14 protein-coding genes are annotated in these 13,412 nt (G+C 69.9%); 4 read left to right on the forward strand and 10 right to left on the reverse strand.

The window, feature by feature from the left end; translation table 11 throughout:
* Positions 1-133 precede the first annotated feature (133 nt).
* The gene (locus AB0H62_RS04125; protein WP_360584010.1) at positions 134-1,288 is read left to right on the forward strand and encodes a glycosyltransferase; all 1,155 of its coding nucleotides are present in this window, start codon (positions 134-136) and stop codon (positions 1,286-1,288) included.
* Here AB0H62_RS04125 and AB0H62_RS04130 read toward each other — a convergent pair.
* The gene (locus tag AB0H62_RS04130) at positions 1,245-2,102 is read right to left on the reverse strand and encodes a helix-turn-helix transcriptional regulator (protein WP_220245873.1); all 858 of its coding nucleotides are present in this window, start codon (positions 2,100-2,102) and stop codon (positions 1,245-1,247) included. The two genes, AB0H62_RS04125 and AB0H62_RS04130, sit on opposite strands and share 44 nt — an antisense overlap.
* Before the next feature lie 274 nt (positions 2,103-2,376).
* Between AB0H62_RS04130 and AB0H62_RS04135 the strand changes: the two genes are divergently transcribed.
* Complete coding sequence (locus AB0H62_RS04135) at positions 2,377-3,294, forward strand: MBL fold metallo-hydrolase (RefSeq protein ID WP_360584012.1); 918 nt, start codon at positions 2,377-2,379, stop codon at positions 3,292-3,294.
* A 3-nt stretch (positions 3,295-3,297) separates the two neighbouring features.
* Here the strand turns inward: AB0H62_RS04135 and AB0H62_RS04140 are convergent, their stop codons facing one another.
* Positions 3,298-4,095: an SDR family NAD(P)-dependent oxidoreductase gene (locus AB0H62_RS04140; protein ID WP_220245871.1), complete on the reverse strand. Its 798-nt coding sequence runs from the start codon at positions 4,093-4,095 to the stop codon at positions 3,298-3,300.
* A gap of 104 nt (positions 4,096-4,199) precedes the next feature.
* Here AB0H62_RS04140 and AB0H62_RS04145 point away from each other — a divergent pair, with 104 nt between their 5' ends.
* Complete coding sequence (locus AB0H62_RS04145; RefSeq protein WP_220245870.1) at positions 4,200-4,760, forward strand: PadR family transcriptional regulator; 561 nt, start codon at positions 4,200-4,202, stop codon at positions 4,758-4,760.
* A gap of 74 nt (positions 4,761-4,834) precedes the next feature.
* Positions 4,835-6,271 carry an NADP-dependent phosphogluconate dehydrogenase gene (gndA, locus tag AB0H62_RS04150; protein WP_220245869.1) on the forward strand — a complete coding sequence of 479 codons (1,437 nt, stop codon included), beginning with the start codon at positions 4,835-4,837 and terminating at the stop codon, positions 6,269-6,271.
* Positions 6,272-6,318: 47 nt separating this feature from the next.
* Here the strand turns inward: gndA and AB0H62_RS04155 are convergent, their stop codons facing one another.
* From AB0H62_RS04155 to AB0H62_RS04190, 8 genes are all read right to left on the reverse strand, one after another.
* Entirely contained in the window at positions 6,319-6,843 is a 525-nt protein-coding gene (locus AB0H62_RS04155; RefSeq protein WP_220245868.1) for a hypothetical protein, read from the reverse strand.
* A 72-nt stretch (positions 6,844-6,915) separates the two neighbouring features.
* The gene (locus tag AB0H62_RS04160; RefSeq protein WP_220245867.1) at positions 6,916-7,635 is read right to left on the reverse strand and encodes a Clp protease N-terminal domain-containing protein; all 720 of its coding nucleotides are present in this window, start codon (positions 7,633-7,635) and stop codon (positions 6,916-6,918) included.
* Between the two features lie 52 nt (positions 7,636-7,687).
* A complete protein-coding gene (locus AB0H62_RS04165) occupies positions 7,688-8,512 on the reverse strand; it encodes a MerR family transcriptional regulator (RefSeq protein WP_220245866.1) in 825 nt (274 codons plus the stop codon).
* A 76-nt stretch (positions 8,513-8,588) separates the two neighbouring features.
* A complete protein-coding gene (locus AB0H62_RS04170) occupies positions 8,589-9,764 on the reverse strand; it encodes a 4-hydroxybenzoate 3-monooxygenase (protein ID WP_360584017.1) in 1,176 nt (391 codons plus the stop codon).
* A gap of 25 nt (positions 9,765-9,789) precedes the next feature.
* On the reverse strand, positions 9,790-11,025 hold the full coding sequence (locus AB0H62_RS04175; protein ID WP_220245864.1) for an FAD-dependent oxidoreductase: 1,236 nt from the start codon (positions 11,023-11,025) through the stop codon (positions 9,790-9,792).
* A complete protein-coding gene (locus AB0H62_RS04180) occupies positions 11,022-11,345 on the reverse strand; it encodes a 2Fe-2S iron-sulfur cluster-binding protein (RefSeq protein WP_220245863.1) in 324 nt (107 codons plus the stop codon). Before AB0H62_RS04180 ends, AB0H62_RS04175 begins: the two co-directional genes overlap by 4 nt.
* A gap of 5 nt (positions 11,346-11,350) precedes the next feature.
* On the reverse strand, positions 11,351-12,517 hold the full coding sequence (locus tag AB0H62_RS04185) for a cytochrome P450 (RefSeq protein WP_360584020.1): 1,167 nt from the start codon (positions 12,515-12,517) through the stop codon (positions 11,351-11,353).
* A gap of 100 nt (positions 12,518-12,617) precedes the next feature.
* A complete protein-coding gene (locus AB0H62_RS04190) occupies positions 12,618-13,409 on the reverse strand; it encodes an IclR family transcriptional regulator (protein WP_354873146.1) in 792 nt (263 codons plus the stop codon).
* Positions 13,410-13,412 lie beyond the last annotated feature (3 nt).

Raw genomic sequence — 13,412 nt, forward strand, 5'->3', positions numbered from 1 at the left:
GACCAGTCTGCCGATCTCCCGGCCCGTCCCGCAGCCGACCCCTGATCGAGTGACACCCGATCGGAGCTTGCGGTGACGGAATCCCAGGAAAACGACGAGACCGGCCCCGTCGTCAACCACTACTTTGCCGGGAATGCGCTTCCTTTTCACCTTCGTCGGCGGCCGGGGCCACTTCGATCCGATGGCACCCGTCGCGCGGGCCGCCGCAGCGCGCGGGCACACCGTCGCCGTGGCCGGGGCGGGCAGCCACGTGCCGGCGATCGAACGCGCGGGGTTCACGGCGCTGGCCACGAGCGCGCCCAGGCCTGAGGTGGCGCCGGCCCGAGAGCCGCTGCCGCCCGTCGACCCGGCGCGCGACGACTGGGAGATCCAGGAGCTCTTCGCCCGCCGCGCCGGCCGTGAGCGCGCCGCCGCGTTGCTGCACATCATTCGCGACTGGCGGCCCGACGCCGTGATCCGCGACGAGGTCGATTTCGGTGCCGCGATCGCCGCCGAACGGCTGGGCGTGCCGTGCGTGAACGTCCTCGTGCTCGCCGCGGGAACGTTGCTGCGCAAGGACCTCGTGGCCGAACCACTGCACGAGATCCGCGCCGCGCACGGCCTGCCGGCGGACCCTGCGCTGACGATGCTGGAGGGGCAGCTCGTGCTGTCGCCGTTCCCGCCGTCTGTCCGCGACCCGGCCTCGCCGTTGCCGCCCGGCGCGTTCTCCTTCCGCCAGGGCGACCCGATCCCGCCGCGGCCACCGCACGACCCGCCCGGCGTGTACTTCACGCTCGGCACGGACTTCAACACCGCGTCCGGCGACCTCTTCGAGCGCGCGCTGGCGGGGCTCGCCCGACTGAACGCGAACGTGACCACGACCGTCGGCACCCAGCTCGACCCGGCCGTCTTCGGGCCGCAACCCGCGCACGTGCGCGTCGAACGCTTCGTGCCCCAAGCCGAGCTGCTGCCGTCGGTCGACCTCGTGGTGTCCCACGGCGGGTCCGGCAGCCTGCTGGGCGCGCTGGCCCACGGGCTGCCGTCGCTCGTGTTCGCCATGGGCGCCGACCAGCCCGGCAACGCCCGCCAGACGACCCGGCTCGGCACCGGCGTCGCGCTGGACCCGGAAACCGCGACACCGGACGAAATCCACGAAACGGCGGTGCGGCTGCTCACCGAACCGCGGTGGCGCGAGGCGGCTCAGCGCGTGCAGGAGGAGATCAACGGCCAGCCCGGCGCGGCAGAAACCGTGCCACTGCTGGAAATCACTGCGACATCTGCGCCCGGTAGCCCTCGGCGAGCTCCTTGAGGAACTGCCGCGTCTCGGCGCGCTCCAGCGCCGCACCGCGCAGCCGGTCCCACGAGTCGACGAAGATGTTGAAGTCCTTGACGTCGTCGAGGTAGAGCCCGCCCGCGGAGTGTTCGATGTAGACGAAGTCCCGCGTGCGATCGGGGAAGCGCATGATCGTGAAGTCGTTGGGCACCGCGGCGAGCTTCGCGCCGAAGGGCAGCACGTGCACGTACACGCGGGGGTAGCGGTCGAGCGCCAGCATGTGCTCGACCTGGTCCAGCATCACCGCCGGCGCGATCCCGCCCGGGGCGCGGCGCAGCGCGCCCTCGCTCACGATGAACCGGTAGTACGGCGGCTGCTGCTGGTCGAACACGGCCTTGCGGTCGAGCCGGTTGCGCACCAGCGACGTGACGTCGGTCGCACCCGCCTCCGTGAACTGCTTGAGCATGTAGTGCTCGGACTGCAGCGGGCCCGGGATGCGCTCACCGTGCCAGGTGAGGATCTCCGCGGCCGCCGGCTCGAGGTCGGTGAAGGTGCGGAACCAGTGGGGCACCACCGAGCGGTAGCCCGACCAGTGACCGCGCTGCCCGGCGGCGGCGCGGGCCAGATTCATCAGGGTGTCGGCTTCTTCGCCGTTGATCCCGAACGCGTTCAGCATCGATCGCACATCTCCGAGCTTGACCCCCACTGCTCCGGACTCGATCTTGTTGACCTTGCCCTGGGTGCAGCCGAGAACTTCGGCGACCTGCTGCTGTGTCATCCGCGCGGCGTTTCGAGCATGCCGGAGCTCGTTTCCGAGCTGCTTCCGGCGCGAGGTGACGGTGCTCGCCATCAGCCTTGCTCTCCCGGACCACTAACCGCCGTAGCAGTCTCTCGACCACTGCCGACGCGCGAACGTTCGAACCACCCAGGTTAGTACCTTTACCCAACGGGGTTCGATGATGACACCGCGCAGCGTTCCAGGAAATGATCCGAAAAGCCAGTCACCCCGGGTATCACTCGCCTGGACCAGGCCATCCAGCGCCTTTCGGACACTGCCGCTGCTCCATCCGGACTACATCGGCGCCCGGTGCTGCGACGCTCGGTTCTGAGGCATAGTGGCGGACGTGATCGATCGCTCCCCCGGCGCCGCGAAGGTCGAGCGCCTCGCAGACGGCGTCTTCGGCTACGTGCAGCCCGACGGTTCCTGGTTCATCAACAACTGCGGGTTCGTCGCGGCCGGTGACCACACCGTGCTCATCGACACGTGTGCCACCGAGCGGCGCACGCGCGCTCTGCTGGCCGCCGCGGAGGCCACGACGGGACCTGTCACGACGCTCGTGAACACCCACCACCACTCCGACCACACCAACGGCAACTACCTCGTCGGCGGCGCGACGATCATCGGCCAGCGCAAGACGCGGGACGCGATGCTCGCCGCCGGCATCGAGACCTACGAAGGCGCGCTCGTCGGCAACGACTGGGGCCACCTGGAGCTGCGCGCGCCCGACGTCGTGTTCGACGACCGGCTGACCGTCCACGCGGGCGACACCGTGATCGAGCTCGTGCACCCCGGCCACGCCGCCCACACCACCAACGACGTGCTCGCGTGGCTGCCCGAGCAGCGCGTGCTGTTCGCGGGTGACCTGGTTTTCCACGGCGGCAGCCCGTTCGCGTTGATGGGCTCGGTCGCCGGCTGGCGTGCGGCGCTCGACGTGATCCGCGAGCTGGAGCCGGCGCTGATCCTGCCCGGCCACGGCGGCCCGTGCGGACTGGAGACGGTGGACGTCGTCGACGCGTACCTGAAGTTCGTCCAGGAAACGGCCGAACGCGGCAAGGCGGCGGGGCTTTCCCCGTTGCAGCTGGCGAAGGAGACCGACCTCGAGACCTTTTCGGACTTGTCCGAACAGGAACGGCTGGCCGGCAACCTGCACCGCGCGTACGCCGAGCTGGACGGTGCGGAGTGGGGCGCGCCGATCGACCTGGTCGCGGCGATCACCGACATGGTCGCCTACAACGGCGCGCCCATCCGCTGTTTCTCCTGACGTTCACAGGAAAGACGCGAGCAGCTCCGCCGTGGCCTCGCGCAGCCGTGCGCGCGTTGCAAGGTCGTAAGTCCCTTCGTGCGCGCGGGCCGGGTTCAGTCCGTCGAAGTACCGGCCAGTGCGCTCGCCGGCCGCGCCGGTCGCCACGTTGAGCACGGCCTTCGTGCCGGTGCCGACGGTCGACATCGGCGGGATCAGCGACTCGCGGACCATGTGCGTGTTCATCAGCGACGCCGGGTGCACGCAGTTGACGGTGACGTCGCTGCCGTCGAGCTCGGCGGCGAGGTCGAAGGTGAACGCGGCGAGTGCGAACTTGCTGCGGAAGTACGCCTCCGAGCCGCGGTAGCCGCGGTCCAGGCGCAGGTCCGCGAAGTCCACCGGCGCCTGGCCGACCGAGCCGACGTTGACGATCCGGGCGCCGGAGCCGAGCCCGGGCAGCAGCCGCCGGGTGAGCAGCACCGGCGCGAGGTAGTTCACGGCCAGCCGCAGCTCGTGGCCGTCGGCGCTGAGCTCCCGTTTGCGGTACGGCGGCCGGCCCGCGCCGACCCCGGCGTTGTTGACGAGCAACCCGACTTCGCCCACCTGCTCGGCGAGGTCACGCACCTGCGCGAGCGAACCCAGGTCGGCGAGGCACGCCTCGGCCTTGCCGCCCGCCTCGGCGATCCGCTCGACGACCGCGTTGGCGCGCTTGGCGTCGCGCCCGTGCACGACGACGTGCGCGCCCTGCTCCGCGAGGGCCAGCGCCACCGCGCGGCCGAGCCCGGCGGTCGCGCCGGTCACCAATGCCTTCTGTTCCAGCATGAACGTCTCCACATGTACTCAAGGACATGTACCCCGGGACACGACGAATCTTCCACATGTCCCCAGGGACATGTCAAGGTAGGCTTCGGACCGGAGGTGTCGCCTTGTCGTTGCGGTATGGGCTGCTCGGGCTGCTCGCCGAGGGGCCGGCCAGCGGCTACGACCTGGCCCGGCGATTCGAAGAGGCGCTCGGCCCGGTGTGGCCGGCGCAGCACCCGAAGATCTACGCCGAGCTGTCCCGGCTGGCCGAGGCCGGCTTGATCGAGGTCGACAGCCACGGCCCGCGCGGGCGCAAGGCGTACCGGATAACCGAGACCGGGCTCACCGCCGTGCGTGCGTGGTTGGCCGCAGGCGAGGTCGACCACACGTTGCGCACCGAGTCGGTGCTGCGGTCGTTCTTCTTCTGGCTGATGGAGCAGGACGACCTGACCGAGCACCTGCGTCGCGAGCACGAGTTCTTCAGCGAGACCGCCGAAACCATGCGCGCCTACGCGGCGGCCAAGGACCGCGGTGACTTCGGCACGAGCCCGCAGACGAAGGCGATGCGCGTGGCCGTGGAGGCGGCGATCCGGATCTACCAGGCGATGGCCGACTGGGCCGAGTGGGCACAGACCGTGCCCCCGGCGACAACGGCCGAGGACGGGCCATTCCCGAACTCCCGGTGAATGTTCTCGCAGGTTCGCCGCGGCCCGAACGACGCTAGGCTCGCACCGGAGAAGAGACTTCGGAAAGGGTTCGGATGAGCAAGAAGGCGAGCATCGGGGTCACCGGCTTGGCGGTCATGGGCCGCAACCTGGCGCGGAACCTGGCCCGGCACGGGCACACGGTCGCCCTGCACAACCGCTCCGAGGCGCGGACGCGCACGCTCGTCGAGCAGTTCGGCGACGAGGGCGACTTCATCCCGGCGTACTCCGCGCAGGAGTTCGTCGACGCGCTGGAGCGGCCGCGGCAGATCGTGATCATGGTGCAGGCCGGTGGGCCCACCGACGCCGTGATCGAGGAGTTCGCACCGCTGCTGGAGCCGGGCGACGTGATCGTCGACGCCGGCAACGCGCACTTCGCGGACACCCGCCGGCGCGAGGCCGCGCTGCGCGAGCGCGGGCTGCACTTCGTCGGCACGGGCGTGTCCGGCGGCGAGGAGGGCGCGCTCAACGGCCCGAGCATCATGCCGGGTGGGTCGAAGGAGTCGTACGAGTCGCTCGGCCCGCTGTTCGAGGACATCTCGGCCAAGGTCGACGGCGAGCCGTGCTGCACGCACATCGGCGCGGACGGCGCGGGCCACTTCGTGAAGATGGTCCACAACGGCATCGAGTACGCCGACATGCAGCTGATCGCGGAGTCGTTCGACCTGCTGCGCGGCGCCGCCGGCTACTCGCCCGCGGAGACCGCCGACGTGTTCTCGACGTGGAACACCGGCCGGCTCGAGTCGTACCTCATCGAGATCACCGCCGAGGTGCTCAAGCACGTCGACGGTTCGGGCAAGTCGTTCGTCGACATCGTCGAGGACGCGGCGGAGCAGAAGGGCACCGGCCGCTGGACCGTGCAGATCGGGCTTGACCTGGGTGTGCCGATCAGTGGCATCGCCGAGGCCGTGTTCGCGCGTTCGCTTTCGGGCTCGAAGCCGCTTCGCGCAGCCGCTCGCGGGCTGGCGGGGCCGGTGCGTACGCCGCTGAAGGGCGCCGCGCTGGAGACCTTCGCCGACGACGTCGAGCAGGCGCTGTACGCGTCGAAGGTCGTCGCGTACGCGCAGGGCTTCAACCAGATCCAGGCCGGCGCCACGGAGTACGGCTGGGACATCGACCTGGGCGCCGTCGCGTCGATCTGGCGCGGGGGCTGCATCATCCGCGCGAAGTTCCTGAACGACATCACCGCGGCCTACGCCGAGGACCCGGCTCTCCCGACGCTGCTGACCGCGGGCGCGTTCCGCAAGGCCGTCGAAGACGCGCAGGACTCCTGGCGTTCGGTCATCTCCACGGCGGTGCGGCTCGGCATCCCGACGCCGGGCTTCTCCACCGCGCTGGCGTACTACGACGGCCTGCGCGCCGACCGGCTCCCGGCGGCGCTGGTGCAGGCTCAGCGTGACTTCTTCGGTGCGCACACGTACCGGCGGGTGGACCGCGAGGGTTCGTTCCACACACTGTGGGCCACGGATTCTCGTGACGAGGTCGGTGCTTGATCTTTTGCTGAAGGGACCCCCGCCGTTTCTTGGTGGGGGTCCCTTTTTCATTGCGTGTACTGAGTGAGCCAGGGCGGGACCTGCGGACGGCGGTAGGTCTTGAGGTCGTCGCGGTAGTGCTGCGGCGGCAGGAGCTGGTGCGGCGGGAAGGGTTCGTCGCCGTAGTCGTAGGTGACGCTGAGCTGTCCGCTGTTGAGGACACTCAGGATCAGGCGCCACCACGGGCCGGCGGACATCTGCGCGGCGACGTGGCGTTGGTTGCGCAGCATCGCGGTGATGGGCTCGGGGACGTAGGCGTCGCGCTGCTGGTTGCCCGCGAAGAAGCGCAGGAGCGCGATCTCGGCGGACACGGTGAAGGAGAACTCGGCGGAAAACCATTCCCAGCCTTGCGGGCCGAGAAGCGCCAGCTGTTGCACGATCGGCTCGAGCAGACGGCTGGCTTCGGCGGCGAGGGCTTCGTCGTTGTCCGGCGGCGGGGTGTCCACGATTTCGAAGCTCTGGATGGCGGGAGGGCCGTCGCCTTGGGCGTCTTCGAACGCTCGGCGGAACTCCTCCATGAACGGGTCGGCCATCGCGCCAGCCTAGGGGTCAGGCGGTCATCGTCACCAGGAAACCGGCGACGACGACCGCCAGAAGCAGGAACCTCACTGCTCCCGCGCGGAAACGATCTCCGCGAGGGCCTCCTGGATCTTCGCTTCGGCCGGTTCCTTCGTGATGCCCAGCCCGGTGAGTACCTCGTAGCCGGCGCCTTCGCCCTGTTCCAGGAGCGCCAGCAGGATGTGCTCCGTGCCGATGTAGTTGTGGCCCATCCGCAAGCCTTCGCGCAGGGTCAGCTCGAGTGTCTTCTTCGCGCCGGCCGTGAACGGCATCGGGTCCGGCACCGGATCGACCGGTTCGGGCAGTTTCGCCTCCGCGGCTTCCTTCACGGCTTCCAGGGTCACGCCCTGAAAAACGATGATCCCCGCAGCCAGCGCGGAGGGCTCCGTGATCAGCCCGAGCACGAGGTGCACGGTGTCGATTCCCGGGCTGCGCGCCTCGTTGGCGGCTCTCTGCGCCGCCACGACCACATTTCGCGCAAGAAGGGTGTAGCGCCCGTACACCCGCTGGATGTTGCCCGCCGCGTCGTCCTTCGGCACGAACCGCTTCTGCGCGGCCTGTTTGGAAACCCCCATACTCACGCCGATCTCCGTCCACGACGCGCCGGAGCGGCGCGCCTGGTCCACGAAGTGCCCGATGAGGTGGTCGGCCAGCTCACCGAGGTGCTCCCCCATGTACACCGCGTCGGACAGCTGCGCGAGGGCGTCTTTGTCGTTGTTCGCCTTGATGGCGCTGATGAGGTCGTCGAGCTTCACCGGAGAGGTCATACCGTCAACTGTAGGTTGACGATCTGGTGTCGTCAACCCACAGTTGACCAGGTCAGGTCGCGGCGAACGGTGTCACCGGGATCTGCAGTTCGGTGACCCAGCCCGTCTCGTCGCCGTCGGTGTGCAGGTAGACCTCGCGCGCGTGGCCCGGTTCGGCGCGGTAGCCGTTGTCGTCGATCCAGCGCGCGAGAGCCTGGTACGACTCGGCGATGGTGGCCATCGTGCCGCGGTGGACGAGCGTCGCGGCGTGGGCGAGGCTCGGCAGCTCCACCTCGTCCAGCCCGGCACCCTCCGACGACCCGACGTAGGGCGCGCACGCCTGCACGTGCACCCGATCGTCGGCCGGCTCGTACCAAGCGATGGCCGGCCCGGCGAACTTCAGGCCCGCGCGCTCCATCCGTTCCGCGAGACTCGCGCACAGCCCGCCGACGACGGGCCCGATGTCGTCGTACTCGAACGACTCGGCAATCCCCCCGACCGCAACAACGCGAGCACCCTCGACCGGCTTGACCACGACGTCCACTTCGGACATGGTGTCCTCCACTTCGATCAACCGGAGCCTCGCCTCGACGCGCGCCAGCCGCGCCGTCTCCGCCGCGACCCGCTCCGCGAGCTCCCCGCGGCGCAACCTGAGCATCCCGCGCAGCTGCTCCGCGCTGGGCCGCTCGTCGAGCACCTCGGCGACCTGCTTCAGCCCGATGCCGAGATCACTCAACGCCAGGATGCGGTTGAGCCGCGCGAGCTGGTCCGCCGCGTAGTAGCGGTACCCACTGTGCGGATCCACCCGCGCCGGCCTCAGCAGCCCGAGCGCGTCGTAGTGCCGCAACATCCGCACGGACACGCGGCCGACCTTGGCGAACTCTCCGATGCTGAACATGACACCACCTACGTTCGGGTCTCACACGGTGTCAGAGTCAAGCGCGCATGGCGGGTGGTTCGCAATCGGTGAGGCATCAGGCGCCGAACGGCAACCCCACGTAGTTCTCCGCCACGCTCGTCGCCGCGGCACGCGACGAAGCCGTGTAGCGGAGTTGCGAGAGCTGCAGCCGGCGGGCGAAAGCGTCGGCGCCCGGGTCGACGTGGAGCATTGTCGTCATGAACCAGGAGAAGTGTTCGGCGCGCCAGACGCGGCGGAGGCAGGTGTCGGAGTAGGCGTCGGCCAGGGAAGGGTCGCCTTTGAGCAGGGTGACCAAAGCACGTGAGAGCACGCGGACGTCCGCGACGGCCAGGTTCATGCCCTTCGCGCCGGTCGGCGGCACGATGTGGGCGGCGTCGCCGGCGAGGAAGAGCCGGCCGTGGCGCATGGGTTCGGCGACGAAGCTGCGCATGGGCGTGATGCCCTTGTCGAGGATCGGGCCTTCGCGCAGGGTGAATTCGCCGTCGACCGCCAGGCGCACGGACAGCTCGGACCAGATGCGGTCGTCGGACCAGGCCGCGAGGTCCTCACCAGGGTCGACCTGCAGGTAGAGGCGCGTGATTTCCGGCGAGCGCATGCTGTGCAAGGCGAAGCCACGCGGGTGATGCGTATAAATCAGCTCCTCGTGCGAAGGCGGCGTCTGCGCCAGGACACCCAGCCACGCGAACGGGTATTCCCGCTCGAAGTACTGCAACACACCGTCCGGAATGGACGGACGAGACACACCGTGGAAACCGTCGCAGCCGACGATGGCGTCGCATTCGAGAACCTGCGAAACACCAGCGGAATCCACATACCGGACCACCGGCCGAGAAGTGTCCACATCAGACACAGCAACGTCCGAAACCTCGAACTCCAACGGCAAACCCTGACGCTCATGCGCGTCCACGAGGTCCTTGACGATCTCCTGCTGCCCGTACACCGTGATCGACCGCCCGGTGAGCTCGGTCAGCGCGATGCGGTGGTCCTGGCCGTCGAACCGCAGCGAAAAACCCTCGTGCGGCAGGCCTTCCCGGGCCAGCCGGTCGCCGAGGCCGATCTCCGTCAACAGCTCGACCGTCGGTTGTTCGCAGACCCCCGCGCGCACGCGTTGCCGCACGTACTCGCGGTCGCGCGCCTCCAGTACGACGGCGTCCACGCCTTCAGAGTGGAGCAGGTACGAAAGCAGCAGACCGGCCGGGCCGGCGCCGATCACAGCGACCTGGGTGCGCAACGGGGGTACCTCCGAACGAATAACGTCAAGCCGCGGAACGCGACTTCACATGGGCTTTCAAATCGAACGAGCTGGCTTCGAGGTCGGCGTACGACGGGCGCAGCTCCGCCGTGAACAGCCGGCGCGCGGCGATGTGGTCAGGCGGGCGGTTCACGGACTCGACGGCGATCAGCACGCCGTCGCGGAAGGACAGCACGGAAAACCGTCCCTCGGCGCGGTCGCCGGTCACCACGGTCTTGTCCGCGTTCGCGAGGATGCCGACGATCTGCAGCTTCGCGCCCGTCTGGTCGGTCCAGAACCACGGCAGGCTCTCGTACGGCGCGGCGTCGCCGGTGATCGCCGCGGCGACGCATCGGGCCTGGTCAACGGCGTTCTGCACCGACTCCAGCCGCGTCGCCGCGCCCGCGTGGACGCACGGGAAGTTGGCGCAGTCGCCGATCGCGAAGATCTTCGGGTCTTCGGTACGCAGGTGCTCGTCGACGACCACACCGTTGGTCACCGTCAGCCCGGCCTGCGAAGCGAGCGTCGTCTCGGGCACCACACCCACGGCGACCACCACCAGGTCGGCCGGCAGCCGCGAGCCGTCGGCCAGCTCGACCGACGAGACGTGCCCGTCGCCGTGCAACGCCGTAACGCCTGTTCCGAGCAGCACCGTGTGCCCGGCCTTTTCGTGCAGCTCCTTGAAAAACGACGACACCTCCGGCGACGCCACACGCGCCAGCAGCCGGTCCTGCGCCTCGACGACCGTCACGGGCCGCCCGGCGTGCGAAGCGAACTCGAGGCCGATGAAGCCGCCGCCGATGACCACGACGTTCGAAGCCGCTTCCAGCGAAGCCCGCAGCCGATCCGCGTCATCCCGCGTCCGCAGCATCAGCACGCCGTCGAGATCCGCGCCGGGCACCGGCAGCACCCGGTTCCGCGCGCCGGTGGCCAGCACGAGGTGGTCGTAGGAAAGCTCCTCGCCCGACTCGAGAACCACCCGCGAAGCAGCCCGATCCACCGAAGCCACCCGGCCCGGCACGAGCTCGATGCCCTTCTCCGCGAAGAAGTCCTCCGGCCGCAGCCGCAGCTGCTCGTCGCCCGCCGTGCCCTTGAGGTAGGCCTTCGACAGCGGCGGCCGCTGGTACGGCACGCCCGGCTCGTCGCCGACCAGGACCACCCGTCCGGTGAAGCCCTTGTCCCGCAACGAAGCCGCGGCCTGGAAGCCGCTCTGGCCGCCGCCGGCGACGAGGACGGTCTCGGGCGAGGATCCTGTGGTCATAACTGCTCCTCCGGCAAGCGCAGGACCAGACCGTCGAGGTCCTCGGTCACCGGAAGCTGGCAGGACAGCCTGCTGGTGGCCGCCCTCGGGCTGGCCGTGCAGTCCAACATCTCCTCTTCATCTGAGCACAAGGGCCCAAGATCGTCGAGGCGCGCCGGGTCGACGTAGACGTGACAGGTCGCACACATGGCGTTACCGCCGCACTCGGCCACGATCCCGTCGACGCCGTGGTCGATCGCCACCTGCATCAGGGAGCGACCGACCGTGGCCTCGACGGTTCGGGAGGTCCCGTCGGACTGCACGTAGGTGACCTTCGGCATCCCGGTCACCGGACCCGCACCGGCAGCGAGGCGAGGCCGCGCAGCGTGTTGGACAGCTGGGGCCGCGGCTCGCCGGCGAGCTCGATCGTCGTGACGCGCCGGGCCAGCTCCGCGAGCAGCACCTCGCCTTCGAGCCGCGCGAACATCTGGCCGACGCACGCGTGGACACCCGAGCCGAACCCGACGTGCCCGGCCGCGCGCCGCGTGATGTCGAACGTGTCCGCGTCGGGCCAGCGCCGCGGGTCGCGGTTGGCGGCGGCCAGGAAGAGCAGCACCTTCTCCCCCGCCGGGATGCGCACGCCGCCGATCTCGACGTCGCGCGTGGTGGTGCGGAAGAACGTCTGCACCGGCGACGTGAACCGCACGACCTCTTCGAACGCCGCGCGCGAGCTTTCTGGCTTCTCGCGCAGGGCGGCCCACTGGTCGGGATACAACGCGAAGCACAACACGGCGTTGCCCAGCGCGTGGACGGTCGTGTCGACGCCGGCGCTCAGGAAGGAGCGCACGAGCAGCGCGCGCTCTTCCTCGGTGAACTCTGAAGCGGCTTCGTGGATCCGCGCGCCGAGCCCGCCCGGCGCGAGGTTCTCGGCCCGGCAGTGCTCGGCGATCCACTCGCGGGCCACCGCGCCGCGCTCCATGGCCTCGGTGAAGAGGTGGTTGCGGGGGCCGAAGCCGTTGAACACCATGGCGCCGTACGGCAGGAGGTGCTCACGGCCTTCGGCGGGCAGGCCGGCGGCGTCGGGGAACACCTTGAGCGGGAAGGCCTCCGCGAAGTCGGCAACGGCGTCGAACTCGCCGCGCGCCACCAGCGCGGCCACGAGCTTCTCCGCTTCACGCGCGAAGGTGTCCCGGTAGGTCTTCACGACCTTCGGCGTGAGCACGCTCGTCACGGTGTGGCGGGCCCGGTCGTGCTCCGGCGCGTCGGCCTCGAGCAGCAGGCTCGGCGGGCGCCATGGCGTCTCCTTGCGGAAGTCGCTGAGCCCGACGCCGGCCGACGAGCAGAACGTCGCGGGATCGTTCAACGCCTGCGTGACCTCTTCGGCGCGGGCCATCGCCCACACGTCGTAGCGGCCGAGGCGCACGACGGGACCGGCGTCGCGCAGCCGTCGGTGCAGCGGCACGGGGTCGGCGAGGACTTCGTCGGCGAACGGATCGTCGTCGAGCGTGATCACCGGGCCTCCTCACGTCGTCGGGATGGCCCTCAGGGTGCTGCGTCGGCGCCCTTCAGCACAGCATGCCTTCCACTGAGTGGAAGAAAGCGTGGTTTCAGGTTCAGTGCGTCTCGCGATGCGCGTCTTCGGAAAGCCGCAGCGTGGCGCCGAGCGTCCGTGAAATACCGCGCGCCGCCGCCCGCACGGCCGGCACCAGCGTCAGCGGGTCCGTCCCCTCGGCCGGCACGACCACGGAAATCGACGCGACCACCGTGTCCGACGCGCCGTGCACCGCCGCCGCGACGGAGAGGGCGGGCAGCTCGATCTGGCCGTCACTCACCGCGTAGCCGTTGCGGCGGACGTCGGCGAGCACGCGGCGCAGCTGCTCGGGCGAGTGGATGGTCTTGCCGGTGTAGCGCTTGAGCGGCAGCCCGAGCACCTGCTCCTGCACCTCGGCCGGCGCGTGCGCGAGCAGCACCAGCCCCACGCCCGTCGCGTGCAACGGCAGCCGCCCACCCACGCGCGAGATCACGTTCACCGCGCGGCGCCCGGAAAGGCGTTCGAGGTACACGACCTCGGCCCCGTCGAGCACGGCGAGCTGCACGTTCTGGTGCGTGGCCTCGTAGAGATCCTCGAGGAACGGCATCGCGCTCTCCCGCAGCTGCGCCCCGTGCGGTGCGAGCGACGCCACCTCCCACAGCCACAGCCCGACGCGGAAGTGCCCCTGCTCGTCGCGCTGCAACGCCCCGCGCCGCACGAGTTCGCCCGCCAGCCGGTGCGTCGTCGACAACGGCAGCCCGGCCCGCCGGCTCAGCTCGGACAGCGTCAACACCGGTCGCTCGGACGTGAACGCGCCCAGCACGTCCAACACCCGCTCCACGACCGACGGTGGCCGCTGCGCGTTGTGCCGCATGGG

It is taken from the genome of Amycolatopsis sp. NPDC050768 (genome assembly GCF_040654155.1).
In the GTDB taxonomy this organism is placed as follows: Bacteria; Actinomycetota; Actinomycetes; order Mycobacteriales; family Pseudonocardiaceae; genus Amycolatopsis.

What these genes read in the sequence shown, in the direction of transcription:
- AB0H62_RS04140 (WP_220245871.1), bottom strand. Translation starts at nt 4,095, where the DNA reads ATGCTGGAACAGAAGGCATTGGTGACCGGCGCGACCGCCGGGCTCGGC.
- AB0H62_RS04175 (WP_220245864.1), bottom strand. Translation starts at nt 11,025, where the DNA reads ATGACCACAGGATCCTCGCCCGAGACCGTCCTCGTCGCCGGCGGCGGC.
- AB0H62_RS04190 (WP_354873146.1), bottom strand. Translation starts at nt 13,409, where the DNA reads ATGCGGCACAACGCGCAGCGGCCACCGTCGGTCGTGGAGCGGGTGTTG.
- AB0H62_RS04155 (WP_220245868.1), bottom strand. Translation starts at nt 6,843, where the DNA reads ATGGCCGACCCGTTCATGGAGGAGTTCCGCCGAGCGTTCGAAGACGCC.
- AB0H62_RS04165 (WP_220245866.1), bottom strand. Translation starts at nt 8,512, where the DNA reads ATGTTCAGCATCGGAGAGTTCGCCAAGGTCGGCCGCGTGTCCGTGCGG.
- AB0H62_RS04130 (WP_220245873.1), bottom strand. Translation starts at nt 2,102, where the DNA reads ATGGCGAGCACCGTCACCTCGCGCCGGAAGCAGCTCGGAAACGAGCTC.
- AB0H62_RS04160 (WP_220245867.1), bottom strand. Translation starts at nt 7,635, where the DNA reads ATGACCTCTCCGGTGAAGCTCGACGACCTCATCAGCGCCATCAAGGCG.
- AB0H62_RS04180 (WP_220245863.1), bottom strand. Translation starts at nt 11,345, where the DNA reads ATGCCGAAGGTCACCTACGTGCAGTCCGACGGGACCTCCCGAACCGTC.
- AB0H62_RS04125 (WP_360584010.1), top strand. Translation starts at nt 134, where the DNA reads ATGCGCTTCCTTTTCACCTTCGTCGGCGGCCGGGGCCACTTCGATCCG.
- gndA (WP_220245869.1), top strand. Translation starts at nt 4,835, where the DNA reads ATGAGCAAGAAGGCGAGCATCGGGGTCACCGGCTTGGCGGTCATGGGC.